24 protein-coding genes and 1 pseudogene are annotated in these 25,216 nt (G+C 71.9%); 18 read left to right on the forward strand and 7 right to left on the reverse strand.

Annotation, left to right across the window (positions count from 1 at the left end; genetic code table 11):
- Positions 1-167: 167 nt before the first annotated feature.
- Positions 168-629: an SSI family serine proteinase inhibitor gene (locus tag E1289_RS00725; protein WP_131974136.1), complete on the reverse strand. Its 462-nt coding sequence runs from the start codon at positions 627-629 to the stop codon at positions 168-170.
- Between the two features lie 46 nt (positions 630-675).
- Here E1289_RS00725 and E1289_RS00730 point away from each other — a divergent pair, with 46 nt between their 5' ends.
- The 3 genes from E1289_RS00730 to E1289_RS00740 all read left to right on the forward strand — a co-directional run bounded on the left by E1289_RS00730 (position 676) and on the right by E1289_RS00740 (position 4,076).
- The gene (locus E1289_RS00730; protein WP_131974138.1) at positions 676-1,011 is read left to right on the forward strand and encodes a rhodanese-like domain-containing protein; all 336 of its coding nucleotides are present in this window, start codon (positions 676-678) and stop codon (positions 1,009-1,011) included.
- Between the two features lie 124 nt (positions 1,012-1,135).
- Complete coding sequence (locus E1289_RS00735) at positions 1,136-3,148, forward strand: PAS domain-containing protein (protein ID WP_243712520.1); 2,013 nt, start codon at positions 1,136-1,138, stop codon at positions 3,146-3,148.
- A 391-nt stretch (positions 3,149-3,539) separates the two neighbouring features.
- Complete coding sequence (locus E1289_RS00740; protein ID WP_243712521.1) at positions 3,540-4,076, forward strand: ATP-binding protein; 537 nt, start codon at positions 3,540-3,542, stop codon at positions 4,074-4,076.
- Positions 4,077-4,105: 29 nt separating this feature from the next.
- On the opposite strand, the gene E1289_RS00745 is transcribed toward E1289_RS00740, so the two are convergent.
- Positions 4,106-5,314 (reverse strand): arginine deiminase, encoded by a 1,209-nt coding sequence (locus tag E1289_RS00745; RefSeq protein ID WP_131974140.1) that lies wholly within the window; start codon positions 5,312-5,314, stop codon positions 4,106-4,108.
- 67 nt (positions 5,315-5,381) lie between these two features.
- On the opposite strand from E1289_RS00745, the gene E1289_RS00750 reads away from it, so the two are divergent.
- The 4 genes from E1289_RS00750 (at position 5,382) to E1289_RS00760 (ending at position 9,140) form a co-directional block, all read left to right on the forward strand.
- The gene (locus E1289_RS00750; protein WP_131974142.1) at positions 5,382-6,644 is read left to right on the forward strand and encodes an MFS transporter; all 1,263 of its coding nucleotides are present in this window, start codon (positions 5,382-5,384) and stop codon (positions 6,642-6,644) included.
- A 9-nt stretch (positions 6,645-6,653) separates the two neighbouring features.
- Positions 6,654-6,776, forward strand: a complete 123-nt coding sequence (locus tag E1289_RS40015) for a hypothetical protein (protein ID WP_279486442.1) — start codon at positions 6,654-6,656, stop codon at positions 6,774-6,776.
- Between the two features lie 103 nt (positions 6,777-6,879).
- Complete coding sequence (tuf, locus tag E1289_RS00755; RefSeq protein WP_131974144.1) at positions 6,880-8,064, forward strand: elongation factor Tu; 1,185 nt, start codon at positions 6,880-6,882, stop codon at positions 8,062-8,064.
- 173 nt (positions 8,065-8,237) lie between these two features.
- Positions 8,238-9,140: an endonuclease/exonuclease/phosphatase family protein gene (locus tag E1289_RS00760; protein ID WP_131974146.1), complete on the forward strand. Its 903-nt coding sequence runs from the start codon at positions 8,238-8,240 to the stop codon at positions 9,138-9,140.
- Positions 9,141-9,209: 69 nt separating this feature from the next.
- On the opposite strand, the gene E1289_RS00765 is transcribed toward E1289_RS00760, so the two are convergent.
- From E1289_RS00765 to E1289_RS00770, 3 genes are all read right to left on the reverse strand, one after another.
- Positions 9,210-10,766, reverse strand: coding sequence for a long-chain-fatty-acid--CoA ligase (locus E1289_RS00765; RefSeq protein ID WP_131974148.1), 1,557 nt, complete (start codon positions 10,764-10,766; stop codon positions 9,210-9,212).
- A gap of 96 nt (positions 10,767-10,862) precedes the next feature.
- Entirely contained in the window at positions 10,863-11,033 is a 171-nt protein-coding gene (locus tag E1289_RS37900; RefSeq protein ID WP_165970275.1) for a hypothetical protein, read from the reverse strand.
- Between the two features lie 177 nt (positions 11,034-11,210).
- Entirely contained in the window at positions 11,211-11,588 is a 378-nt protein-coding gene (locus E1289_RS00770; RefSeq protein ID WP_131974150.1) for a hypothetical protein, read from the reverse strand.
- Between the two features lie 209 nt (positions 11,589-11,797).
- Here E1289_RS00770 and E1289_RS00775 point away from each other — a divergent pair, with 209 nt between their 5' ends.
- The 3 genes and pseudogenes from E1289_RS00775 to mptB form a co-directional block, all read left to right on the forward strand.
- Positions 11,798-12,133, forward strand: coding sequence for an STAS domain-containing protein (locus E1289_RS00775; protein ID WP_184878281.1), 336 nt, complete (start codon positions 11,798-11,800; stop codon positions 12,131-12,133).
- Between the two features lie 187 nt (positions 12,134-12,320).
- Entirely contained in the window at positions 12,321-13,052 is a 732-nt protein-coding gene (locus tag E1289_RS00780; RefSeq protein ID WP_131974154.1) for a glycosyltransferase family 2 protein, read from the forward strand.
- Between the two features lie 293 nt (positions 13,053-13,345).
- Positions 13,346-13,759: pseudogene (gene mptB, locus E1289_RS39330) on the forward strand (polyprenol phosphomannose-dependent alpha 1,6 mannosyltransferase MptB); the annotation flags it as partial.
- A 679-nt stretch (positions 13,760-14,438) separates the two neighbouring features.
- Here mptB and E1289_RS39335 read toward each other — a convergent pair.
- The gene (locus tag E1289_RS39335; RefSeq protein ID WP_243712522.1) at positions 14,439-16,712 is read right to left on the reverse strand and encodes a hypothetical protein; all 2,274 of its coding nucleotides are present in this window, start codon (positions 16,710-16,712) and stop codon (positions 14,439-14,441) included.
- Positions 16,713-16,765: 53 nt separating this feature from the next.
- On the opposite strand from E1289_RS39335, the gene E1289_RS00795 reads away from it, so the two are divergent.
- The 8 genes from E1289_RS00795 to E1289_RS00830 all read left to right on the forward strand — a co-directional run bounded on the left by E1289_RS00795 (position 16,766) and on the right by E1289_RS00830 (position 24,652).
- A complete protein-coding gene (locus E1289_RS00795; RefSeq protein ID WP_243712524.1) occupies positions 16,766-18,142 on the forward strand; it encodes a glycosyltransferase 87 family protein in 1,377 nt (458 codons plus the stop codon).
- A complete protein-coding gene (locus tag E1289_RS00800; RefSeq protein ID WP_131974372.1) occupies positions 18,142-18,600 on the forward strand; it encodes a DUF4446 family protein in 459 nt (152 codons plus the stop codon). Before E1289_RS00795 ends, E1289_RS00800 begins: the two co-directional genes overlap by 1 nt.
- 136 nt (positions 18,601-18,736) lie before the next feature.
- Positions 18,737-19,675, forward strand: a complete 939-nt coding sequence (pheA, locus tag E1289_RS00805; protein WP_243712525.1) for a prephenate dehydratase — start codon at positions 18,737-18,739, stop codon at positions 19,673-19,675.
- A 61-nt stretch (positions 19,676-19,736) separates the two neighbouring features.
- The gene (locus E1289_RS00810) at positions 19,737-20,450 is read left to right on the forward strand and encodes a DsbA family oxidoreductase (RefSeq protein ID WP_131974158.1); all 714 of its coding nucleotides are present in this window, start codon (positions 19,737-19,739) and stop codon (positions 20,448-20,450) included.
- 135 nt (positions 20,451-20,585) lie between these two features.
- A complete protein-coding gene (locus E1289_RS00815; protein WP_131974160.1) occupies positions 20,586-21,641 on the forward strand; it encodes a hypothetical protein in 1,056 nt (351 codons plus the stop codon).
- Between the two features lie 14 nt (positions 21,642-21,655).
- Entirely contained in the window at positions 21,656-22,474 is an 819-nt protein-coding gene (locus E1289_RS00820; protein WP_131974162.1) for a class I SAM-dependent methyltransferase, read from the forward strand.
- 52 nt (positions 22,475-22,526) lie between these two features.
- Positions 22,527-23,786 carry a serine--tRNA ligase gene (serS, locus tag E1289_RS00825; RefSeq protein WP_131974164.1) on the forward strand — a complete coding sequence of 420 codons (1,260 nt, stop codon included), beginning with the start codon at positions 22,527-22,529 and terminating at the stop codon, positions 23,784-23,786.
- A gap of 62 nt (positions 23,787-23,848) precedes the next feature.
- Positions 23,849-24,652, forward strand: a complete 804-nt coding sequence (locus E1289_RS00830; RefSeq protein WP_131974166.1) for a Cof-type HAD-IIB family hydrolase — start codon at positions 23,849-23,851, stop codon at positions 24,650-24,652.
- Positions 24,653-24,668: 16 nt separating this feature from the next.
- On the opposite strand, the gene E1289_RS00835 is transcribed toward E1289_RS00830, so the two are convergent.
- The gene (locus E1289_RS00835) at positions 24,669-25,214 is read right to left on the reverse strand and encodes a bacterial proteasome activator family protein (protein WP_131974168.1); all 546 of its coding nucleotides are present in this window, start codon (positions 25,212-25,214) and stop codon (positions 24,669-24,671) included.
- Positions 25,215-25,216: the final 2 nt, after the last annotated feature.

Genomic DNA, 25,216 nt, shown 5'->3' on the forward strand with positions numbered 1-25,216 from the left:
TTGGCCTGCTAGGGCTTCAAGCCACCTGGCGCAGACTCAGACCAGCGGCTTGACGAACCGCCGGATGCGGGCCCGCATGTCCGGTGGTGTGAGAGGAGGGCCGGGCGACCCGGCCCTCCTACTCGATCGGATGGGTCGGGAACGGAGCCGGAACGGGGATGGCTCGTTCAGCGGACCTTGGGCACGTCGCCGAACAGCGGCGCCACCTCCGTCCAGCGGTGCAGCTGGCAGCCGTCCTTACGGCTGAACCGGGTGTCGATCTTCTTGCCGTCCCAGGTGCCCTTGACCGTGGCGACCTCCGGGCCGCCGTAGATGTCGGTGCACATCTGGTCCTTGGGGACGGGCTCGAACGGGTCCTTGGCCTTGGTGAGGGCCGCGCAGGCTTCGGCGGCCTTGGGATGGTCGCCGCCCGGCGGCTCGCAGGTGAGGGTCCAGGACTTGGCGGGGGCCTGCTCGGAGGCCCGGACATTGATGGTGAGGGTCTCCGCCGGCGAGCTGGACGGTTGCACGGACGTCGTGCCCGAGGGCTCGGCGGCGGGATTTCCGTTGGCCTGTTCGTCGCCGCAGGCGGCCGAGAAGAGGAGCACGGCCAGCCCGGGCGCTACGAAGAGGAGCGTCCGATACCGCATGAGTGATTCGACGCAGGGGGGCTTGGCGCGGTTCCATGGAGGTGTGATGAATTTCGGGGACGACGTGCCGGCCGTGGGAGCCGCTGACGTTCCGCAGGGCGCCTACCTGCTGGACGTGCGTGAGCAGTACGAGTGGGACGCGGGTCACGCGCCCGCGGCGGTCCACATCCCCATGGGCCAGCTCGGTGACCGCGCCGGGGAGGTTCCGCGTGACCAGGAGGTCTTCGTGATCTGCCGGTCCGGGGCCCGTTCCGCGCAGGTGACCGTCGCGCTCAACCAGGCGGGCTGGCTGGCGAAGAACGTCGACGGGGGAATGAAGGACTGGGCCGAGGCGGGCCGTCCGATGGAGGGCGGCGGTGACGGCCCCCCGTACGTGGCGTGATGCGCAGCGGCGCGTACCCGGGGCGGGCGCGCGGGTTACCGGACGGTAGTCTTACCAAAAGGTAAGTGTGACGTGGGAACTTTCGGTGCAAGTTACCCCGCGTCGCGTGGGGCGCGGTGGCACGATGACAGGCGTGAACCACGTCCACGACCCGATCGCGCGCGCCGTCATCGAGAGCGCCGCCGATGCGATCGTGGCCGTGGACCAGCGGCACCGTGTCACCGTGTGGAACCCCGCCGCCGAGCGAATGTTCGGCTGGACGGCCGACGAGATGGTCGGGCGGGTGCCGCCGATCGTCCCGGACGAGCTGAAGGCCGAGCACAACGCCGTGCAGGAGCGGCTGCTCACCCGGCCCGCCGGCGAGGGCGAGAGCGGGCAGATCTCGATCGCCACCCGCAGGTTCCACCGCGACGGCCGCCTGATCGACGTGCGGATCGACACGAGCCTGCTGCAGGACCCGTCCGGCACGCTGCTCGGCTGGGTGGGGGTGTACCACCCGGTGGACGAGGACGAGGTCGTCCAGCACTACATGACCGAGCGGGCCCGGCTCGTCCGCCGGCTGAACGACATCGTCGCCGACCTGAACGCCGAGCTGGACCTCGCCGTCGTCCTCGACCGGATCACCGGCGCGCTGATCGAGCTGACCGGCGCCGACGCGGGCGGGTTCGTGCGGATCGAGGGCGAGCGGCTGCGGCTGGTCAGCATGTCGGGGCTGCCGGAGCACATGCGCGGCAGGTCCGCCGAGCTGCGGCCGAGCCTGGTGGGAGAGCTGCTGCGCTCGGGCAAGACCGTCAAGCTCGCGACGGGCGAGCGGCGCCTCGGCGACCTGATCTGGTCGGAGCTGTCCGGGCTGCACACCATCGCGCTCGGCCTGTCGTACCTGCAGAACCGCCCGTACGGTGCGCTCTACGCCCTGTTCTCGGGCGGCAAGGTCGGGCACACCGAGCTGGAGCTGCTGGAACTGCTCGCCGGTCACGCGGGCGTCGCGGTCGGCAACGCCGTCGCCTACGCGGAGGTCGTCCGGCAGCGGGCGCACGAGCGCGCCGTCATCGACTCCAGCGCCGACGGCATCGCCGTGCTCGACCACGATCTCGTCGTCCGGCAGTGGAACCCGGCCGCGCACACCCTCACCGGCATCCCGCCGGAGGACGCGATCGGGCGGCCGCTGCCGTTCGACATGCCGGCGCTCGGGGAGATGCTGACGTTCCGGCTGGAGTCCGGGACGTGGCTGAACGTGCTGGCCGCCGAGATCGAGGAGACCGGCGAGCTGGTCCTCGACTTCCGCGACGTGTCCGAGGCCAAGGCCCTGGAGGAGGCCAAGGACCTCTTCCTCGCCACCACGAGCCACGAGCTGCGCACCCCGATCACGGTCGTGCAGGGGTTCGCGTCCACGCTGGTCAACCGGTGGGACGAGCTGGCCGACACCGACCGCCGCGCGGCCGTCGCCACCATCGCCGAGCGCGCCCAGTCGCTCGGCCGCCTCGTCGAGCACCTGCTGCTCGGCTCCCGCGCGGGCGCCGACGAGCTGACGGTGACGATCGAGTCGTTCGACCTGGAACGGGTGCTGACGGGCGTCGTCGCCGGGTTCCGGTCGCTGTCGCCGCTGCACCGGGTCGAGCTGGAGGTCGCCCCGGACCTGCCGTACTGCCGGGGGGACGCGATGGCGACCGACATCGTCCTCGGGCAGTTGCTGGAGAACGCGTTCAAGTACTCCCCGGACGGCGGGACGGTCAGCGTCCGGGCGGTCCGCGACGGGTCCGACATCGTCGTGACGGTCGTGGACGAGGGAATCGGCATCAAGGCCGGCGACCACGAGCGGATCTTCGAGCGGTTCGTCCAGGGGGAGGCGGGGGACCGGCGGCGTTTCGGCGGTATCGGACTCGGGCTGTACATCGTCAGACGGCTTACCGAGGCGCAGGGCGGAACGATCTCTGCACATCCGGCCGGAAATGGCAATCGTGATGGATCTCACACAGAGCCGTTTGGATGGGGACGCACCGGACCAACCGCCCCGGTGCCGCCGCCCGCCCGGCGGCAGAACACCCTGCTCCGCGCCGCGGACGGGCGAGGACCCGCAGGTGGCGCGCGTCGCGGCGACGGCACCTGCATGCGGCTCGTGCTCCGCGCCGCCGACTGACGGCCCGCCGCCGGCCGGGCCCGCCGCCGGGCGCGCATCGCGCGGCCACACCGCCGCCGGCGCCGGGGTGCGGCCGGTGTGACCAGGGCAATCGGCGGCCTCGATGGGTGGCAGGCTTGGCCGCTGCGGGAAAGTGCGGTGTCCCGGGGGTGTGATGGACGAAACGCGTGCGTGAGGAGTAAGTCCGCCGTTGGCTGGATAGATCCTTTGATGGTTGCCGTTGGTGACGGGATTCCGATCCAGGGGTGATCACCGTGACCGGAAGTGCGGTGACTCGTTGTGCAGGTGGCAGACTGAGTCGTTCGCGTTTCCGGTCGGGACTGAAAGGGCATTTCGGTCGTACTGGAAGCGCGATGACGGGAAGCGTCCGAGTAAGCGGAACCTCGGGGAGGTGAGGGCGTCGAGCGTAGTACTGCTGCCCCACGCACCGTCCAGCGTTGCGGTCGCCCGCAGGCGCCTCAGCTCGGAACTGGTCGACTCGGGCGTCTACGACTCCATCGTCGACGACGCCACCGTCATCATCAGCGAACTCATCAGCAACGCGCTGCGGCACGCGCGGCCGCTGCCGTCCGGCCAGGTCCGGGTCCGCTGGCGGCGCCGCGAGGACGTCCTCGAACTCGAGGTCAGCGACGGCGGCGCCATGACCGAGCCGCGCCGCGGCCCCGGCACCCTGTCCTCGCTCGGCGGGCGCGGGCTCGGCATCGTCGAAACCCTGTCCGACGGCTGGGGCGTGCGCCACGAGGAGGGCTCCACCACGGTGTGGGCCATCCTGCGGGCCCCCGGCACGTCCGGCGACGAGGGAACGCGGGCGCTGAACGGGGGGCAGGCCGTCCCCGACCTCTCCGACTGGCCGGACCTCCTGGACGAGCCGGACGGCGACTTCCACGACCGGAGCCGGACGGCCACGAGCAAGGCATACCCCGCCTGAGTACCCCGCCTGACCGGCCGTGCCGGCGCTCAGACCTCGTCGCGGAGCAGCGGGCAGGACATGCACCGCGGCCCGCCCCGCCCGGTGCCCAGCTCACTGCCGCTGATCCGGATGACCTCGATACCGGCCGCCTCCAGTTGCGCGTTCGTCTCGACGTTGCGCTCGTAGGCGACGCAGAGCCGCGGTGACACGGCGAGCGTGTTGTTGCCGTCGTCCCACTGCTCCCGCTCCGCGGTGACCGGGTCGAGGCCGGTGTCGATCACCTTGATCCGCCCGACGCCCATCGCCTCCGCGGCCGCGTCGAGGAACGGCCGCGGCCCGGTGACCCGCAGGTCGCCGTCGCCGGGCGTGACCGTGTAGGCGACGAGCGAGTGCGCCATCGGCGGGTACATGACGACGGTGTCGACGTCGACCATCGTGCAGACGGTGTCGAGATGCATGGTCGCCCGTTCCTGCGCGATCGGGACGGCCAGGACGGTGTGCGCCAGCCCCGCCGCGAACACCTGGCGGGCCAGCCGCTCCACGCCGGCCGGGGTCGTCCGCTCGCCCGTGCCGACCGCGATCACCCCCGGGCACAGCAGCAGGACGTCTCCGCCCTCCAGATGCTCCAGCGACGGCGAGTACACCGGCTCCACCCCCGCGAACCGCGGGTGATGCGCGTAGACGAGTCCGGTCAGCGCCGCCTCGCGCCGCCGGGCCTCCATGGCCAGGCTCGTCACCGCCACCCGGGGCCCGATCCACGCGCTGTTGTCGCGGGTGAACAGCAGGCCGGGCAGCGGATCGATGATGAAGTCGAGCCGGTCCATCAGCCGGTAGACGAGGCCGTGCCCGGCCTTGAGCTCCTCGTGCGCCAGCCCGGCGATCAGTGTGTGCGCCAGGTTCTCCGGGGCGAGTTCCCGCAGGTGGGCGGCCACGACACGGCGGAGCTGGCCGCCGAGCCGGAGGTCGGCGGTGGCGTCCGCGATGGCCTGCTCCCGCGCCTCCCCGTACTCCAGCGCGTCCTGCAGCAGTTCCGTCAGGTACAGCACGTCGACGCCGTGCGACCGCAGCGCCTCGGCGAAGGCGTCGTGCTCCTCCTGCGCCCGGCCCACCCACGGGATCGCGTCGAACAGCAGCTTGTCGCTGTTGCGCGGCGTGAGCCGCTTCAGCTCGGCACCGGGACGGTGCAGCAGGACGGTCCGCAGCCGCCCGACCTCGCTGGTGACCCGGTACTCGTGTGCCGTCCTCGATGCCGTCACACTCCGCAGTCTAGGTGCGCGCCGAGCGGCGTGATCGACGGGATGGTCCCTATGCCAGGATGCGTCCGTGACCGGCAGGACGGCGGCGCTCCCGCTCCACCTCACCTCGGCGACGCTGCTGCGCGTGTCGGCCGAGGGCGTCGCGACGGCACTGGTCCTGACCGTCCAGGCGCGCACCGGCAACGCCGCCACCGCCGGATACCTGCAGACCGCGATGACGCTGCCGTACGTCCTGAGCGGCCCCCTGATCGGGCACGCGCTGGACCGGGTGGGACGCCCCCGCCGCGCGGCGGTCGTCCTGGCCGCCGGGTACACCGTCGCGACCGCGGTGCTGCTGGCGGTGGCGGGCCGGTCGCCGATCGTCCTCGCGCTGCTCGTCGCGGCCGTGATCGGTGTCACCGAGCCCATCGTCGTGGCCCTGACCAGCCTGCTTCCCCGGTTCGTGCCCGCGGGGCGGCTGTCCCGCGCGTACGGGCTGGAGGCGTCCAGCTACAACCTCGCGGGGATCGCGGGCCCCGGCCTCGCCGCCGGTCTCGCCTCCCTGGCGGGCGGCCAGTACGCGGGGGTCGCCATCATCGCCGTCGGCGTCCTCGGCCTCCTGACGCTCCCCCTCCTCCCGTTCCCCGGCCCGCCTCCCGGCAAGGACGCCGACCCGGGCGCCGACCCGGGCGCCGACAAGGACGCCGGCGCGCGCCCCGGCACCGGCTGGTTCCCGATGATCGCGGGCGGGCTGCTGGTGCTGGCCGAGGTGCGGGTGCTGCGGGCGCTGACCGCGGCGACGACGCTCGCCTGGATGGGGTTCGGCGGCGTCGCGGTGACCGCGGTGCTCCTCGCCGAGCACATCGGCGCGGCGCCGAGCGCCGGCGGGCAGCTGCTCGTGGCGCTCGCGATCGGCTCGCTGATCGGCTCGCTCGCGTCCAGCCGCTGGCTGACGCCGAAGCACGGTGAACCGGTCATGATCGCCGGGCTGGTCGCGTTCGGCGCGTCGCTCGCCGCCCTCGCGGTGGCGCCGTCGCTGGCGTGGGCGACGGCGGCGTTCGTCGTCGCGGGCGTCAGCGAGGGGCCGGTGTTCGCCGCGACCCTGATGCTCCGGCAGCGCGAGTCGCCGCCGGAGCGGCTCGGCCAGGTCAACACCACGGCGGGCAGCCTCAAGATCGGCGCGTCCGCGGTCGGCGCCGCGCTGACCGCCGCGTCCGCCGCCGCGATCGGCCCGGTCGGCCTGGTCCTGGCGATCGCGGCCTTCCAGTTCGCGGGCGCCGCCGTCGGTCTGGTGCTGCTGCGCGTCCCCGCAGGTGAAAAACCTGTCGACGCGGTGCAGGGCGATTCGTAGTCTTCGAGCATGTTCTTCGCGGCCGGCACCACGACGCTCGCAGGCACCGCCCTGCTGAGCGCGGTGCCGGCTGCCTTCTCGGCGGTCGCAGCAGCCACCGCAGCAGTCGTCGACGACGGCGCGCGAAGCTGACCCCTCTCCGTCCCACCCTTCGGAGAACCAGCGGAGGGGGGTGCCAGGGAATGCGCATGCACGCGCATGGGTTCTCACCGGTCCCACCAGTGAGGACGAGACAATGGCGAAGCAGCTTTACGAGCGCGGCAAGCCCCACCTCAACATCGGCACGATGGGGCACGTCGACCACGGCAAGACGACCCTCACCGCGGCGATCACCAAGGTGCTCGCCGCGCGCGGGACGGCGTCCGCCGTGCCGTTCGAGCGCATCGACCGCGCGCCCGAGGAGCGCGACCGCGGCATCACCATCAACGTCGCGCACGTCCAGTACTCGACCGCGACCAGGCACTACGCCCACATCGACATGCCCGGCCACGCCGACTACGTCAAGAACATGATCACCGGCGCGGCGCAGGTGGACGGGGCGGTGCTCGTCGTGTCCGCGCAGGACGGGGCGATGCCGCAGACCCGCGAGCACATCGTCCTGGCCCGCCAGGTCGGCGTCCGGCACATCGTGGTGGCGCTCAACAAGGCCGACACGGTCGAGGACGCCGAGCTGCTCGACCTCGTCGAGCTGGAGGTGCGGGAGCTGCTGTCGGAGTACGGGTTCCCCGGCGAGGAGATCCCGGTCGTCCGGGTGTCCGGCCTGCGGGCGCTGGAGGGCGACCCGTACTGGACGGCCCGCATCGGCGACCTGCTCGACGCGATCGACGCGTACGTGCCGGTGCCGCGGCGGGTGCTCGACAAGCCGTTCCTCATGCCGGTCGAGAACGTCCTCACGATCACCGGGCGCGGCACCGTCGTGACCGGGGTCGTGGCGCAGGGCCGGATCCGCGTCGGGGACGCCGTGGAGGTCGTCGGGCTCGGCGAGTCGTTCGGCACGGTCGCGACCGGGCTGGAGACCTTCGGCCAGTCGATGGACCACGCCGAGGCGGGCGACAACACCGCGATGCTCCTGCGGGGCGTCAAGCGGGACCAGGTCCGCCGCGGCCAGGTGATCAGCGCGCCGGGCGCGATCCGGCCGCACCTGCGGTTCCGGGCGCGCGTCCGGGTGCTGACCGCCGACGAGGGCGGGCGGAGCAGGCCGTTCTTCCACGGGTACCGGCCGCAGTTCCACTTCCGCACCACGGACGTGGTCGGTGACATCGACCTCGGCGGCGAGGGCGGCATGGCGATGCCGGGCGACTCGGTCGAGATGGCGGTCGAGCTGGGCAAGCCGGTCGCCATGACCGAGGGCCTCGGCTTCGCGATCCGCGAGGGCGGCCGGACGGTCGGCGCCGGCACGGTCACCGAGGTGCTCGGCTAGCGGGACGGGGCCCGGCGAGATCACTCGCCGGGCCCCCTACCCTTTGGGGTGATCCGCCACGTCCGGGGCGCCCGGTGTTGAATGACCGACTGGTCGCGAATCGCTGCGGGAAGCGATCTTGTTGTGGTGGAATGCCGCTGTCATCCCCGCTGACACCCCCCACTGGAGAATGTGTGCGATCCCCCCGCGCCCTGATCCCCCTGTTCTCGGTCTGTGCGGCCGCCGCGGTCGTCACCGCCGCCGCCACCGGCGCCGGCATCGAGGACATACCGGGCGGCGGAGACTCCGCCCACGCCGACGGTGCCGTGGCCCACGCCGACGGTGCCGACCTGGGCGCCGAGGCAGTGACGATCAACGCGATGACCTGGAACGTCTGTGGCGACGCCGCGCCCGGCTGCCCGCTCGGCACGGACCCCGCCGGCCTCGGCAAGAAGATCGTCCAGCGGATGAAGGCCACCGAGGTGGGCGGGCGCACGGTCAGCACGAACGCCGTCCTCCTCCAGGAGGTCTGCGAGGGGCACGTCCGCGGCTTCAAGAAGACCCTGGGCAAGTGGAGCTGGGCGTTCACGCCGCTGCCCAAGGCCCCGTCCTGTGCGCGCGGTCAGGGCCGCCTCGGCGTCGCCATCGGCACCGACGCCCCGCTCACCCACGCCGAGGAGACCGAACTGCCCGCGCCCGCCGGCCGGGCCCCGCTCGCCCTGTGCGGTGACGTCCCGTCCTGGTCGACCCGGGTCTGCGTCACGCAGCTCGACCCGGCCGAAGACGACGACTGGCGGCGCAGGCAGGCGGGCGCCCTCGTCGACCTCGCCGGCCCCGGCCGCGTCCTCGTCGGCGGCGACCTCGCCGACGTCCCGGGCAGCCCGTCCCTCGACCCCCTCTACGACGCCTACGCCGAATGCGACCAGACGGGCTCGTCCCGCACCGGCGCCAACACCCGCCAGGACTGGCAGGGCACCGCGGTGGACAAGACCGACTACCTGTTCACCACCCGCTCGGCCGCGGTCTCCTGCAGCGTCCCGAACACCCGCACCAAGTCCTCCGACCACCGCCCCCTCTCAGCCGCCGTCAGGTATTAAGCCTGACAAGGCGACTTGATCAAAGGCGAAGGGCGCCCCGAACGTCGGGGCGCCCTTCGGGGGTTGCGGTCAGTGGACGGCTCGGTCCCGGCCTTCCCAGTAGGGCTCGCGGAGTTCGCGCTTGAGGATCTTGCCCGTGGGGTTGCGGGGGATCTCGGCGCGGCGCTCGACGGTGCTGGGGCACTTGAAGTGGGCCAGGCGCTCGCGGGAGAAGTCGATGATGTCCTGCTCGGGGACGTCCTCGGACAGCACGACGAGGGCCTTCGGGGTCTCGCCCCACTTCTCGGACGGGACGCCGATGACCGCGCAGTCGGTGACGGCCGGGTGGCTCATCAGGACGTTCTCGATCTCGGCCGGGTAGATGTTCTCCCCGCCGGAGATGATCATGTCCTTGACCCGGTCGTGCATGTAGACGTAGCCGTCCTCGTCCAGGTAGCCGATGTCGCCGGTGCGGAACCAGTTCTCGTCGGAGAGGGCGGACGCGGTCGCGTCGGGCAGGCCCCAGTAGCCCTTCATGTTCTGCGGGGTCTGGCAGACGATCTCCCCGACCTGGCCGGCGGGGACCTCCTGCTGCGTCGCCGGGTCCACGATCTTGATCTTCGTGTTGGCGTTGGGCAGCCCGGCACTGCGCAGCCGGTGGGGGTTCGGGCCGTCCGGGTCGTGGTCCTCGGCCGGCAGCATGGTGATCGCGCCGGTGACCTCCGTGAGCCCGTACACCTGCATGAACTCGGTGCCCGGCAGCATCCGCATCGCGCCGCGCAGCACGTCCTCGCTGATCGGGGACGCGCCGTAGAGGAGGAGCTTGAGGCTGGACATGTCCGCCTCGGCGACCTCCGGGATCAGCTGCATGAACTGCAGCAGGACCGGGACGAGGAAGATGTGCGTGACCCTGTGCCGCTCGATGCCCTTCGCGATCAGCGTCGGGTCGGGTTCGCGCGCGATCACGCCCGCGAGGCCGTTGTACATGGACGAGACCGTGAGGACGTTGCCCGCCACGTGGTACATCGGCATGGCGATCATCAGGACCGACGACTCGTCGATCTCCCAGACGTCGTTGGTGACGGTCAGGGCCGCGAGGAAGTTGTCGTGCGTCAGCATGACGCCCTTGGGGCGGCCCGTGGTGCCCGACGAGTAGAGCTGGACGAACACGTCCGAGGAGGCGGGTTCGTACTCGGGCTTGGTGTCGGGCGCGGCGTCGATCCAGGCGGCGTAGTCCTGGTAGGCGGTGTCCCCGCCGTTGATGACGACGTTGAGGCCGGTGTGCTCCAGCTTGTCGGCGATCGCGTCCAGGACGGGGACGAACTCGGGGCCGACGACGAAGACCTTGGCCTTCGCGTTGTTGACGATGTAGGCGACCTCGTCGGGCGCCAGCCGGTAGTTCACCGGGACCTGGACGGCGCCGACCCGCGCCGCGCCGAACAACTGCTCGGCGTACTCCAGGGAGTTCTTGTCGAGGATCGCGACGCGGTCGCCCTGCCCGACGCCCGCGCCCACGAGGGCGGACGCGACCCGGTCGACGCGCCGGTCGAAGTCCCCGAAGCTTATTTCGGTGTCGCCCGCGATGTACGCGGTGCGATCGGGATGCGAACTCGCGCGTTCGCGCAGTACCTCGGTCAGAACCGCCACGATAGGCCCCTTCGCCGATAACCGCCTGTTTATCCTGGTTATCCCGGCATCATGCGGCCATCGGCGGTGCCCCGGCAAGGGGGCCAGGCCACTTCGCTAGTTACTTTTTGACATCTTGGAAACCGCGGTCACGGCAAGTACCACCACGACGGCGACCAGTCCGATGAAGAAGAAGAACTTCAGCATCGACAGGATCGAGCCGATGACGGTCATCACCAGCCACACCGCGAGAACGACACCGAGAACGGTCAGAACTGTCTTACCCATGTCTTCACCGTATGCGCTCAGTCCGCTGAGGTCATCACCCTTGGGGACGACTCTGCGCCGTCATCCCCCACCGTGAGGCGGAGCCCAACCCTGACCCGGGCCAGGGGGCACCCTGAACGGGAGGCGACAAGATCGCCGCGGCCGTGCTGATGGCGGGGGCGGGGTTTCGCGTGCCGGTCAGGTGCTCAGGGTTTCGTCTATGGCGCGGAAGGTCGGGCAGGGCCAGCGGGCCATGCAGGCGCGGCAGCGGTGGATGGGGGCGCCCGGGTCGCTGGTGATGCCGCCGGACTCCTGGGGCCGGTGCAGGTCGAGGAGCCGGACACCGAGTTCGGCGAACATGATGACCTCCTCGCGGGCGCCCGCGAGGAAGGAGAGGTCCTCCCGGGACAGGCGCGCCTTGACCGGGACGAAGCCGCCCTTGTTCATCAGGCGGGAGAGGTACTGGGTGGACGTCCGCCACGAAGTTGATTTCGCGGAGCGCGTGCGGATCGCTTCCAGGCGTTCGCGAACCCGGGCCTCTCTCGGATCGGCCTTCCGCTCATGCCGCTGTTGCACCTGCTCAGCCTCTCCTACTCGGGGCCCCCGCGAGGCGGGAACCGGGAGAACACCGGACCGCCCGCGGACATCGCCAATGGCGAGATCATGACATCACGGTGCGTAGTTCTCAAAGCGTGCGGACCTGCCCGCGTGGCGACACGCCCATGCCGCAGGGGACTTGGTCAACTGTCTGGCCCACGGGCCGTTCGCGAGATAGTGTGCCGGACGTGGAGCTAAACGTCTCGACCACGTCTCAGGAGGATCACGCCGTCGTTACGGCGGTCGGTGAGCTGGACCTCTATACCGCGCCACGGCTGCAGGCGGCCCTCGCGGGCCTCCTGCGCGACCAGGTCGACCGCATCGTGGTCGACCTGAGCGGTGTCGAGTTCTGCGACTCGACCGGCATGAACGTCCTGCTCGCGGCCATGAAGCGGCTCAAGGAGCAGGGCGGCTCGCTGGAACTCGCGGCACCGCGCCCCGCCGTGAAGCGCATCCTCCAGGTCACCGGGCTCGACACCGTGTTCACCGTGAGCGACGCGGCGCCCGCCATGGACGCGGGCTGACCCGGTCCGTCCCGAATCGTTCGTCAGGCTGCCCACCGGCGAGAGCCGGGGGCGGCCCCTTCCGTATGTCCCCCGGCCCGGCTTGGGTGAAGCGGGTTCGTCCCGCGGGTGACCGCGCCGGAAACGGGCCGGGGCGTTCGCGGCGGCAGCCCCCGCGGCCCGCCCGTCCCCGGCTACGATCGCGGATATGCAGGACGTAGCGGTGATCATCCCGGCCAAGGACGAAGCCGACCGCATCGCGGCCACCGTCAAGGCCGCGCAGGAACTTCCCGGCGCCGACCTGGTCGTGGTCGTCGACGACGGCTCGTCCGACGGCACCGGGCGGGTGGCCCGCGAGGCCGGGGCGAAGGTCGTCCGGCACAGCCGCAACCGCGGCAAGGGAGCCGCGATGGAGAGCGGCGCCGAGGCCGTCCGGCTCCTCGACGACGGCCGCGAGCAGCCGCGCCACCTGCTGTTCCTCGACGCCGACCTCGCCGAGACCGCCCGGGACGCCGCGCCGCTCACCGAGCCGGTGCGGTCCGGCGAAGCCGACATGACGATCGCGGTGTTCACCACGACGGTGAAGCTCGGCGGGCACGGGTTCGTCGTCCGGCTGTCCCGCGACGGGATCCGCCGCGCCACCGGCTGGGAGGCCACCGCCCCCCTCAACGGGCAGCGCTGCCTGACCCGCGCCGCGTTCGACGCCGCGCTGCCGCTCGCCGCCGGGTTCGGGGTGGAGACCGCGCTCACCATCGACCTGCTGCGCGACGGCTTCCGGGTGCGGGAGGTCGAGGTCCCGCTCGCGCACCGCGCCACCGGGACCGACCTGCGTGCCCAACTGCACCGCGCCCGGCAGTTCCGCGACGTGGCGCGGGCGCTCGCCGTGCGCGAACCCGCGGTGACCCGCCGCATGGACCGCCTGCGCGGCAACCGCCGGTGACCCGTCTCGGGACGGGCGGGCTGTGCGGCATCGGCCTCAGCCTCGGATGCTTCCTCGCCACCGCGCTGCTGGGCCCGTCCGTCTTCCAGCCCGAGCTGGAGGGCGCCGCCGCCGAGCCGCCGTACTCGCTGGCCGTCCACCCGTCGCCGTACCTGGTGATCGGCCTTGTCGTCGCGGGCGTGCTGGCCGGGGCGGCGGGGCTGGGGCTGTGCTTCCTCGCCGTCCGGAAAGGGTGGCGCGTCCGCGCGTTCCCGCTGGCCATGGCCGGGCTGCTGGCGGCCGTCGCGTTCATGATGATGCCGCCGGTCGGGTCCACCGACCACCTGAACTACGCCTCCTACGGGCGGATGGCGGCGACGGGCCACGACCCCTACGACACCAGCGCGGCCGAACTGCCGCACGACCCCGTCGCCGGGGCCCCCGAGGAGTGGCGCACGACCCCGTCGGTGTACGGGCCGATCGCCACGGGCGAGCAGGCGCTCGCCGCCTGGATCGGCGGCGGATCGGTGCGGCTCACCGTGTTCGTCCTGTCGGTCGCCAACACGCTCGCGTTCGCGGTGACGGCGCTGATCCTCTACCGGACGGCCGGGAGCGCCGAACGGCGGCTCCGCACGGCGCTGCTGTGGACGTGCAACCCGCTCGTGCTGTTCCACCTGATCGGCGGCGCGCACAACGACGTCCTCGCGATCGCGCCGATGGTGGCGGCGCTCGCCCTCTTCGGCGCCCGCCGGCCGCGCGCCGGGTGGATGCGGGCGCTCGCCGCGGGCGCCCTCACCGGGATCGGCGCGGCGGTCAAGCTGCCCGCCGCGCTCGTCGCCGGCGGCCCCGCCTGGGCGCTGCTCCGCGGGACGGGCCCGGGCCGGGTGCGGCGCTCCGTCGCCGGCCTCGCCGCGCTCGCCGCCGGCGCCGGGGCCATGGCGGCGCTGTCGTACCTGCTCGCCGGACCGCACGCGCTCGACCAGGTCCGCGAGGCGAGCGGCATGGTCTCGTTCGCCACCCCCTGGCATCTGCTGGACGAGTGGTTCGGCCGCGGCGCGCGGCGCGACGTCATCAAGGCGGGCGCGCTGCTGCTCGGGCTCGTGCTGTTCGTGCTGCTCGCCCGCACGCTCCCGAGAGCGGACGTCCCGCCCGGGGGAGCCGCCGCGCCGGACGACGCGCGGGACGGGGAGCACCGCCGCATCGCCGCGGCGTTCGTCCTCGCCTGGCTGTTCGCCGCCCCGTACGCGCTGCCCTGGTACGACGGGTTCGGCTGGGCGCTGCTCGCCCTGCTGCCCTGGACGCGGGTCGACTGGCTGCTGCTCGCGCACACCGCCGCGCTCAGCCTCGCCTACCTCCCGGCCCGCGCGCCCGCCCGGATCAGCCTGCCGGACGACCTGTCGTGGCTGTTCACCTTCGTTCGGCCGACGGTGATCCCGTGGACGCTGGTCGCGATCCTGGCGGTTCTGGTGGTGCAGAGTCTTCGTTTCTCAGGTCGATCTCCAGCGACCGCACACCGGCCGCGAGCATCAGCGGGGTCGCCAGGCTGAGCGAGACCGACAGGATCACCACGCCCGAGTCGTTCACCAGCATGCCGACGACGCCGACCGTCAGCGCGGAGATCAGCGCGGGACGCATCGTCACGCTGTGCTCGTAGGCGCGCTGCAGCAGCGACACCCGCCACCGCGTCGGCCGCGCCAGCACGAAGAACAGGAACACGACCGCCGCGGCGATGGCCAGCGTGTACGGCCAGTACCCGAGGCTGTTCACCATGGCGTCGAACTTGCGGGTGACGACGCCCCACGCCTCGCCGTCCATGAGGTCGCGCCAGAACCGGCCGAGGTGCGTCGGGTTCGCGCTCCTGGAGTTCAGGTAGGAGATGAGCAGCACCAGCGCCGCGCCGGCCAGGGCGAACGGGACGAGCGTGAGCGGGGAGACGCGCCGTCCCATGACCATCAGGCCCAGCACGGCGAACGCGGGGACCATCGCCAGCACGCCGCCGAAGTCGCTGCCCCACGCGGGCAGCCCGTCCACCGCGACGGCGAACGCCCCGATCAGCACGACGATCCCCAGCGCGAGCCACCTGCGCCCGGCGCGCAGCGGGTACTCCGACAGCCACGCCGCCGTCAGGATCGACGCGACGGCGAACAGCGAGAACGCCTGGTTGCCGAACCCGTAGAAGCGTCCGGCGATGAGCGCCGTGTACCCCATGAGCGTGTTGAGCTGGAGGTTCGACCCGGTCATGACGTCCAGCGCGAGGACGGCGGCGGTGATGCCGGTGATCACCAGGCCGGGCGCGAACAGGGACCGGCGCCACGGGCCGACCAGCGCCAGCCCGGTCAGCAGCCCGGCGAAGCCGAGCACGGTGCAGATCAGGACCGGGGTCGGATGCTCGGCCCGCCACCACGGCAGCAGCCCGGCGAGGAACGACGCGCCCGGCGCCGCTCCCCCGAGCAGCGCTATCACGCGGGTGCCGCCGAGTATCCGGGCCCGCGAGCTGCGGTCGCCGCCGAGGCGCCGCAGCGCGAGCGCCGCGATGCCGTACAGGACGAGCTGCGTCGCGAAGAGCACCCAGTAGAACGACGTCTGGACGGTCCGGATGCCCTGGGCGGCGACGTCCTGGTCCTCAAGGGCCTCGACGCGTTCGGCGGTGGTGTCGGCCGACGGCTCCGGCCGCCAGACCGACCCGACGGCCTGCTTCGGCTGCGGCAGGCCGAGCAGCTTCAGTGTCGTCGCGGTGACGTCGGTGAGCGTGACCAGGCCGTCCTGCCGGGTGGCGCCGGACGTCATGAAGCCTGGCTCGTAGGTCGTGTCACCGCCGGCCCCGCCCTTGGCGATGGCGACGCGCAGATGCGGGTCGACGCCGATGTCGGACAGCCCCGCGAGCAGGACGGTCGTCCCGTCCGGGAGGCCGGTCATGACCTGCCCGACCCGGCGGTCCGCGGCGGCCACGGCCGCCGCACGGGCCGGCTTCGACAGCGGGACCTGCGCGCCCTGGGGGTCGACGCCGGCGTTGAGGTAGGCGCGGAACAGGTCGTCGACCTCGACCGCCGCGAGCGGGCAGGCCGCCCAGTCGGCGGCGGTCACCCGGTCGGGGGACGGGACGTAGCGGTCGACCCGCCCGCCGCCGTTGCCGAGCCCGAACACCGCGCCGGGCCCGACCGCCAGCGTGCAGCCGCCCGCCCGCTGGACCGCGTCGCCGAGCAGCCCGATCTGCGCGTGGTAGTTGGTGTCGGCGTTGTCGCTCTTGATCGCGGGCCAGCCGGGGGCAACGGCGCCGCCCGCCGGCACCGGGCCCGCGGGGGAGTCCTGCCCGGCCAGGAGCGGCGCGGCCGGGAGCGCGCAGTCGCCGTGCGGCAGCCGGGACCGCTGTCCCGCCGACACGGTCAGCCACCCGTCCGTCGGGCACGTGCTGACCCGCGTCGTGCGGACGCTGAGGCTCGCCGCGGAGCCCTGCGCGGTCAGCCCCCACAGCGCGGGCGTCTCCTTCTTGCCGATGTCGCTCCACAGCAGCCCGGGGACACCGATGATCACGACGCGTCCGTCGATCGCGGACGAGCTCCGCTGGGAAGCGCTCTCCGGGGACGCCGCCCCGGCGTGCACCGGGAACAGAGCGGAAAGACCCGTCAGCGCCGCGACGAGGGTCGCGAGGAACATGGCGATCTTTGCTCCCCGCGAAGTCATGGCGCACAGGTTACAAGAGCCATACCAACGCCGTGGGGGCCTATCCTGCGGCTGTGGACGGTCCCGAGGCGCAGGTTGTGAGCGAACCCCGCGACGAGGCCCGCGACGAGGCCGGCGACGAGGCCCCTGCCGGGGACGAGCCCGCGTCCGGCGCCGGACGGCGGTGGCGGCGGGCCGATCTGCTGATCCTCCTGGCGGGCGTCGTCGTCGCGGTGGCCGCGGTGACGCCCGTGGTCGTCCGCTGGCTCGGCAACCCGCCCGACCAGCGGCTCGTCGACCTGGAGGTGTACCGGGACGGCGGCCGCGCCATCCTGCGCGGTGCCCCGCTCTACGACGTGCTGACGCAGCCGCCGCAGCTGCTGCCGTTCACCTACCCGCCGTTCGCCGCGGTGCTGGCCGTGCCGTTCACCCTGCTCTCCTGGCCCGTCGCCCAGGTGGTGTGGACGGCCCTCATCTACGCCGCGCTGGTCGTCACGGTCTGCTACGCCTTCCGCGACCTCATCCGCCGGTTCGGCCGCTGGGCGCCGCTCGCCGCGGGTGTGCTCCTCGCGGCGATGACGTGGCTCGAACCCGTCCGCGACCAGTTCCGCTTCGGCCAGGTCGGGCTGTTCCTCTTGGCCATGTGCCTTGCCGACTGCTGCGCCCGCACCGCCCGGTGGCCGCGCGGGATGCTCGTCGGCCTCGCCGTCGCGATCAAGCTGGTGCCGGGCGTCTTCCTCATCTGGTTCCTGATCACCGGGCGGCGGGAGGCCCTCGGCAACGCGATACTGACCGCGGCGGCCGCGACCCTCGCCGGGTTCGCGCTGCTGCCGTCCGACTCGGCCGACTTCTGGTTCGGCGCGCTGCTCCAGGGCGGCGACCGGACGGGCGCGGTGGACGGCACCACCAACCAGGCCGTCCACGGGATCGTCGCGCGGATCTTCGACGAGGGCCCGGTCCGCACGCTCGTGTGGCTCGTCCTCGCCGCGGTCGTCGCGTACTACGGGTTCCGCTGGGCCCGCCGCTCGTCCCAGGTCGCCGGTCTGCTGACCGGGCCCGACGCCACGAGCCTGCTCCTCGGCTCCGTCGCGATCGTCGGGCTGCTGTCGGTCGCGCTGTCCCCGGTGGGGTGGATCCACCACCTCGTCTGGATGATCGCGGTGATCGCGGCTTTGGCCGGTGATGGCCGGGACACGCGAAGATGTCTGCTCGCGTTCGCGCTCTGGCTGCTCTTCCTGTTCCCGATCCCGTGGTGGGCGCGGGCCATGATCGGCCCGGACCACTCCCCGGTCTCGGTTTTCACGGGCGAGGTGCTCCGCGACACGTTCGGCGCCGCCGCCCTCGCGTCGATCGTGCTGCTCGGCCACTGGCTCGTGAAACGTCTCGATCCGCGAGTTGATCACGAGGATTCTTCGCAACGGGAGGTCAGGGTGGGTACGCTCAGCCCGTGATGCTTGTCGCGGTGGCCGTCGCCGGCCTGGTCGCGGGTGTTGCGGGCCTGTCCATCGCGGTGGTCGCCCACAACCGGGTGAACCAGGTCGTCGACGAGTGCGGGGAAATGCTGAGGCGCCAGCTTCAGGTCGCCAGCGGATCGATGGACGAGCGCGCGCTGCGCGACCTCGCCATCGTCCACTACGACGCCCTCAAGGAGATGTCCGGACACCGGTCCTTCTCGCTCGCGTTGATCAACGCGGTGGGGGACGGGGTCGTGGTCAGCTCCATCAACGGGCGGACGGAGACGCGTACCTACGCGAAGGCGATCCAGGGCGGGCACGCCGTCGAGATGCTCTCCCCCGAGGAGAACCAGGTCCTGCGGGCGGCGCGGCTCGGCAAGGGCCCCGTCGTGTCGATGGACGACCCGCTCGCCGACTTCGGCAGCGGCGACCGCACCCCGACCGCCCGCGCCTGACGGGCGCGCGGCGGCCCGCGGCGGCCCGCGGCGGCTCCCGGGCGGTCTTCGCCGGGCGGGCGGTAAACTCGGCGTCCTCACCTCGCAGCTCACCGAGGCGATTCCCACTCACCAGTAACACGCATCCGGGGGACCCGTGACCGCAGACGACAGGCCAGTGCGCTACGCCTACCTGGGTCCGCGGGGCACCTTCACCGAGGCCGCGCTGCTGACGCTTCCGGACGCGGCCGTGGCCGAGCACGTCCCGTACGCGACCGTCCCCGCCGTCCTGGAGGCGCTCCGCCGCGGCGATGCCGACACCGCCGTCGTGGCGCTGGAGAACTCCGTCGAGGGGTCCGTCCCCACCACGCTGGACGAACTGGCCACCGGCGAACCCCTGCAGATCGTCGGCGAGATCCACCTTCCGGTCTCGTTCGCGCTCCTCGTCCGTCCGGGCACCGCGATGGACGGCATCAAGACCGTCGCGTCCCACCCGATCGCGCAGCCGCAGTGCCGCCGCTGGCTGCTCGACAACGTCCCGGACGCCGAGTGGCGCGCCGCCACGTCCAACGCCGAGGCCGCCCAGCACGTCGCCGACGGCCACTACGACGCGGCCCTCGCCGGCTCGTTCGCCGCGGCCCGCTACGGCCTGACCGTGCTCGCCGAGGACATCCACGACGTCGCCGACGCGGTCACCCGCTTCGTCGTCCTGCGGCGCCCCTGCACCCCGCCCGCGCCGTCCGGCACTGACAAGACGACCGTCGTCGCGTTCATCGGCGAGGACCACCCGGGCGCCCTGCTGGAGATCCTCACCGAGTTCTCCGTGCGCGGCATCAACCTCACCCTGATCCAGTCGCGCCCGACCGGCGCCGGCCTCGGCTCCTACCTGTTCTGGATGGACTTCGAGGGCCACGTCGCCGACGCCCGCGTGGGAGAGGCCCTGATGGGCCTGCGCCGAGTCTGCTCCGACGTGCGCTTCGTCGGCTCCTACCACCGCGCCGACCAGATCCAGCCGGAGATCCGCCGGGGCACCCACGACGACGACTTCGCCGAGGCCGCCGCCTGGGTCGAGGCCATCCGCACCGGCCGCGCCTGAAGAAATCGTTTCGCACCCGGACGTGTTGGCATGGTCGACCGTCCCTAGAGAGGTGCCCTCCATGCGTGTTGAGATCTGGTCCGATGTCATCTGCCCTTGGTGCTACATCGGGAAGCGGCAGTTCGAGCACGCCCTGGAGGAGTTCGAGCACAGGGACCAGGTCGAGGTGGTGTACCGCGCGTTCCAGCTCGACCCCTCGTTCCCCAAGGGCGAGACCATGGACGTCGCCGACATGCTCTCCGGCAAGTTCGGCATGCCGCGCGAGCAGGCCGTCGAGATGAACCGGCAGATGGAGCAGCGCGCCGCCGGCGCCGGACTGGAGTACCACCTGGAAGGCGGCCGGGTGGGCAACACCGCGGACGCGCACCGGCTCGTCCATCTCGCTGCCGAGCACGGTGTGCAGGACGCGTTCGTCGAGGCCCTCTACAAGGCGCACTTCACAGACCGCCGCTCGGTCTTCGACCACGACTCCCTGGCGCAGATCGCCGAAGAGGCGGGCCTGGACGCCGGCGCCGCCCGCGAGACCCTCACGACCGGGAAGTTCGCGGCCGAGGTCGACACCGACCAGCGCGAGGCCCGCGACCTGGGCGCCAACGGCGTCCCGTTCTTCGTCATCGACCGCCGCTACGGTGTCTCCGGCGCCCAGCCGACCGAAACGTTCACGCAGGTCCTTGACCGCGCCTGGGCGGACGCGCGTCCCAAGCTCACCACGATCGGCGACGACACCGACACCTGCACGGACGACGGATGCGCCGTCCCCCACAACAACCCCTGACCAGCCTCGGGAGGCCGGCGAAATCTCCGGTGACCGAGATGTGACCATCTGGTCGGGTTCGGCAGTGAACCGATAGTCGATCTAGGGCGTCAACTCCACACCACCCCCAAGTGGAGAGGCCCTCCGTTGCGACCCTTGTCAGCTCTCTTGGTCTCCGCCGCCGCCGTGGCGTCGGCCCTGTACGTCCCCGCAACCGCCCACGCGGACACGGCGTTGCCGACCGGCGGCCATGCGACGGCAGGCGCCGCGGAGGTCCGGAAGGTCGCGCGGTTCGCCAGCTTCGACGCAGGCCCAGAGCCGAGTTGGTACGACGGCTGGAGGCGACTCAGCGGGCGCCTGGTAGGCGATCTCGATGGGGTCACCTACGGACTGGCCGATGTGCGCGTGTTCGTGGAGTTCTCCACGAACGGCACGGACTGGACGCGTGTGACGTCTCAGACGACCTCTGCCGACGGGACGTTCGACATGACAACGGTCGGGACAGAGGACGGCTACTGGCGCGCCCAATACCCGGGCAACAACGAGTACACGCCGGCCGTGAGCGGTTCCGACTATGTCGATGTCAAGTACCGGACAGCTATCCAGTACTACAACGTCTCGCCGGAGCCGGTGATGAAGGGGGCGTACGTCACGGTCGCGGGGACCCTGTTCCGCTACATGGCCCAAGGCGGGATGTCGGCGCCGGGGGTGAACGTCCACGTCTACTTCCAGCCGAGCGGGTCGTCCACGTGGACGCGGATGGGTGTGACGAAGACGGCGAGCAACGGGAAGTTCAGTAAGAAGTTCAAGGCGTCCAAGGATGGGACGTGGCTGGCGAGGTACTGGGGCAATGCCACCTACGCCGGCTCCAATCTTTCGACCGACTACGTCGATGTCGGGTACCGGACGCACATTCACTCCTACAACGCCTCGCCGGAGCCGGTGAAGAAGGGCGCGTACATCACGGTCAAGGGCCTGCTGTACCGCTACATGCCCGCCGGCAAGCCGGGGCCGGGCGCGAATATCCACATCTACTTCAGGCCAAAGGGTTCATCGACCTGGACGAAGATGGCCATCACGAAGACCGCGACGAACGGCTGGTTCAACAAGAAATTCAAGGCGTCGCAGGACGGTACCTGGCTTGCCAGGTACTGGGGCAGCAGCACCTACGTCGGCTCCAACCAGCCGGCCGACTACGTGGACGTGCGGTGACGTAGGGTGCGTGGGTGGTCTTGGACTTCGACGCCTATGAGCGGGAACTGTGGGACGGGCGCGCCGACGCGTATGAGAAGGGGTTCGCCCGGCTCACCCGTTACATGATCGATCCGCTGCTGGACGCCGCCGGTGTCGCGGAGGGGATGCGGTTCCTCGACGTGGGGACGGGGCCCGGCTTCGTGTCGCGGGAGGCGGCCCGGCGCGGTGCCGACGTGTCGGCGATGGACGCCGAACCGGGCATGGCCGAGGCGGCCCGCCGCAACGTTCCCGGCCTGGACGTGCGGGTCGCGGTGCTGCCCGAGGTGCCGTTCGGGGACGGCGAGTTCGGCGCGGTCGCGGGCAACTTCGTCATCAATCACGTCGGGGACCCGGTCAGGGCGCTCGCGGAGCTGCGGCGCGTGCTGCGGCCGGGCGGGCGGCTGGCGCTGAGCTGCTGGGTGATGCCGGGCAGCGGGGCCCTCGCGATCGTCCGGGAGGCGATCGAGGAGGCGGGCGTGCCGTGGCCCGACGACATTCCGGAGCCGCCGTTCCTGGCGTACGGCGAGCCGGTGGCGTTCCGGCGGCTGGTCGCGGAGGCCGGGTTCGGCGAGGTGGCCGTCGAAGAGGTGACGTGGGAGCACGTCGTCGACCCCGAGGAGTGGTGGCGGACCGGCGCGCTGGCCAGGGTCGGCACCAACGGCGTCATCGTCGGCCGGCAGGACGCGGAGACCGTCGCGCGGATCAAGGACGCCTACGACCGCATCGTGTCCCGGCACGCGGTGCGGGACGGCTCGCTGGACGGCGTGGTCGCGCTGCCGGCGCACGCGCTCCTCGCGAGCGGAGTCCGCTGACACCGGCGATACTCCCGCGCACGGGACCGGCCGGGCCGGTAGCCTCGGGTCTGTGATCGACCTGCGAGCTCTTCGAGAGGATCCCGAGCGGCTGCGCGCTTCGCAGCGCGCCCGCGGCGAGGACGAGACCGTCGTCGACCGGCTGCTGGACGTGGACGGGAGGCGCCGCTCGGCGCTGACGTCGTTCGAGCAGCTGAGGGCCGAGCAGAAGAGTTTCGGCAAGTCGGTGTCCAAGGCGCAGGGCGACGAGCGGCAGGCGCTGCTGGCCCGCGCGAAGGAGCTGGCGCAGGAGGTCAAGGAGCGCGAGGCGGAGGCCGACCGGCTCGGCGAGGAGCTCGACGCGCTGCTGAAGAGCGTCCCGAACCTCATCGAGGACGGCGCCCCGCCCGGCGGCGAGCAGGACTTCGTCGTCCTGGAGCACGTCGGTGAGCCGCCCGCGTTCGACTTCGAGCCCAAGGACCACCTCGAACTGGGGGAGAGCCTCGGCGCGATCGACATGGAGCGCGGCGCGAAGGTGTCGGGCGCGCGGTTCTACTACCTGACCGGGGTGGGGGCGCGGCTCCAGTACGCGCTGCTCAACCTCGCGATGGAGCAGGCCGTCGCGGCCGGGTTCGTCCCGATGTACCCGCCGGTCCTGGTGAAGCCGGAGGCGATGGAGGGTACCGGGTTCCTCGGCGCGCACGCCGCCGAGGTGTACCACCTCCCGCAGGACGAGCTGTACCTGGTCGGGACGTCGGAGGTGCCGCTCGCCGCGTACCACATGAACGAGATCATCGACGGGCTCCCGCGGCGGTACGCGGCGTGGTCGTCGTGCTTCCGCCGCGAGGCCGGCTCGTACGGCAAGGACACCCGCGGCATCATCCGCGTCCACCAGTTCGACAAGGTGGAGATGTTCTCCTACTGCGACCCCGCCGACGCGCATGACGAGCATCTGCGGCTGCTGGAATGGGAGAAGGAGATGCTCGCCAAGGTCGAGATCCCGTACCGGGTGATCGACGTCGCGGCGGGCGACCTCGGCTCCAGCGCGGCCCGCAAGTACGACTGCGAGGCGTGGGTGCCGACGCAGAACACCTACCGCGAGGTCACCTCGACGTCGAACTGCACCGAGTTCCAGGCGCGGCGCCTCGCGGTGCGGTTCAAGGACCCCGACGGCAGGAACCAGCCGGTCGCGACCCTCAACGGGACGCTGGCGACCACGCGGTGGATGGTCTCGATCCTGGAGAACCACCAGCGGGCGGACGGCACGGTCCGCGTGCCGCAGGCGCTGCGGAAGTTCCTCGGGCAGGACGTCCTGGAGCCGGTGAAGCGCTGACACCCGGCGGGGCATGTCCGGGGCGTGGCTTATGGTGTGTCCCATCTGCCCTGGAAGGTGACATGAGCCAGTCCTCGCCGCGCGTGATCGCCACTGACCTCGACGGGACGATCGTGCGCTCCGACGGGACCGTCTCCGCCCGCACCGTCGCCGCCCTGGCCCGGGTCGAGCGGGCCGGGGCGACGCTCGTCATGGTGACCGGGCGGCCGCCGCGCTGGATGAAGGAGATCGCCACGGCCGTCGACCACCACGGCGTCGCGATCTGCGCCAACGGCGCCGTGCTGTACGACCTGCACACCGAGACCGTCCTGCAGACCAGGGAGATCCCGCCCCCGGTGATCGCGGAGGCGGTGGGGCGGCTCCGCACGGTCGCGCCGGAGCTGCGGTTCGCCGTGGAGCACCCGGACGGCTTCGTCTTCGAGAAGAGCTACCTGCTCGGCCGCTGGGACGCGAAGGCCCTCGGCGGCCGCCCCGTGGACCCCGAGGACCTCGTCGGCCGCAGCGGGACGAAGCTGCTCGCGTTCCACCCCGAGGCCGACCCCGACGCGCTCTCGGCGAAGGCGATGGACGCCGTCGGCGACCTCGTCACCGTCACCCACTCGTCGGGGCGGGGCCTGCTGGAGATGAGCGCGCACGGCGTCACGAAGGCCAGCGCCCTCGCCGCCCTGTGCACCGAGCGCGGTCTCACGTCCGACGCCGTGGTCGCCTTCGGCGACATGCCGAACGACCTGCCGATGCTCACCTGGGCGGGCACCTCGTACGGGGTCGCGAACGCGCACCCGCTCGTCCTCTCCGCCGTCACCCACAAGACGTCCCGTAACGACGACGACGGCGTGGCCGAAGTGCTGGAGCGCCTCTTCCCGTGACGCCGCGCGCCGTGCCCTACAGGTAGGGGCCGGACGAACGCGTTCCGGGGGCGTCCTCCTCCGCGCCGGCGCCCGGGGGCATCATCCCGGCGGGCAGGGCACGGCGCATCTGCTCAAGCTGCGCGCGTGCCGCCATCTGCTGGGCGAACAGCGTCGTCTGGATGCCGTGGAACAGGCCCTCCAGCCAGCCGACGAGCTGCGCCTGCGCGATCCGGAGCTCCGCCTCGCTCGGCACGGTCCCCTCGGTGAACGGCAGCGACAGCCGGTCCAGCTCCTCGACCAGCTCCGGCGCGAGACCGTCCTCCAGCTCCTTGATGGACGACTTGTGGATCTCCCGCAGCCGGGCCCGGCTCGCCTCGTCCAGCGGGGCGGCCTTGACCTCGTCCAGGAGCTGCCGGATCATCCCGCCGATCCGCATCACCTTCGCCGGCTGCTCGACCATCCCGGTCACCGACTTGTGCTCGTTCTCGCCCTCGTCACCGCCCCCCGCGGCGATGCCCCCCGGGCCGACCACGAGCACGTGGGGGTCCTGTCCGGACTGCTTCTTCGAAGGGTCGCTCATTG

The organism is Actinomadura sp. 6K520 (assembly GCF_004349245.1).
Classification (GTDB): domain Bacteria; phylum Actinomycetota; class Actinomycetes; order Streptosporangiales; family Streptosporangiaceae; genus Spirillospora.

Coding starts and splice junctions, on each gene's coding strand:
- E1289_RS37900 (WP_165970275.1), bottom strand. CDS start 11,033: ATGGGTAAGACAGTTCTGACCGTTCTCGGTGTCGTTCTCGCGGTGTGG.
- E1289_RS00800 (WP_131974372.1), top strand. CDS start 18,142: ATGCTTGTCGCGGTGGCCGTCGCCGGCCTGGTCGCGGGTGTTGCGGGC.
- E1289_RS39335 (WP_243712522.1), bottom strand. CDS start 16,712: ATGACTTCGCGGGGAGCAAAGATCGCCATGTTCCTCGCGACCCTCGTC.
- E1289_RS00730 (WP_131974138.1), top strand. CDS start 676: ATGAATTTCGGGGACGACGTGCCGGCCGTGGGAGCCGCTGACGTTCCG.
- E1289_RS40015 (WP_279486442.1), top strand. CDS start 6,654: ATGTTCTTCGCGGCCGGCACCACGACGCTCGCAGGCACCGCCCTGCTG.
- E1289_RS00835 (WP_131974168.1), bottom strand. CDS start 25,214: ATGAGCGACCCTTCGAAGAAGCAGTCCGGACAGGACCCCCACGTGCTC.
- tuf (WP_131974144.1), top strand. CDS start 6,880: ATGGCGAAGCAGCTTTACGAGCGCGGCAAGCCCCACCTCAACATCGGC.
- E1289_RS00810 (WP_131974158.1), top strand. CDS start 19,737: ATGCGTGTTGAGATCTGGTCCGATGTCATCTGCCCTTGGTGCTACATC.
- E1289_RS00725 (WP_131974136.1), bottom strand. CDS start 629: ATGCGGTATCGGACGCTCCTCTTCGTAGCGCCCGGGCTGGCCGTGCTC.
- E1289_RS00735 (WP_243712520.1), top strand. CDS start 1,136: ATGACAGGCGTGAACCACGTCCACGACCCGATCGCGCGCGCCGTCATC.
- E1289_RS00830 (WP_131974166.1), top strand. CDS start 23,849: ATGAGCCAGTCCTCGCCGCGCGTGATCGCCACTGACCTCGACGGGACG.
- E1289_RS00780 (WP_131974154.1), top strand. CDS start 12,321: ATGCAGGACGTAGCGGTGATCATCCCGGCCAAGGACGAAGCCGACCGC.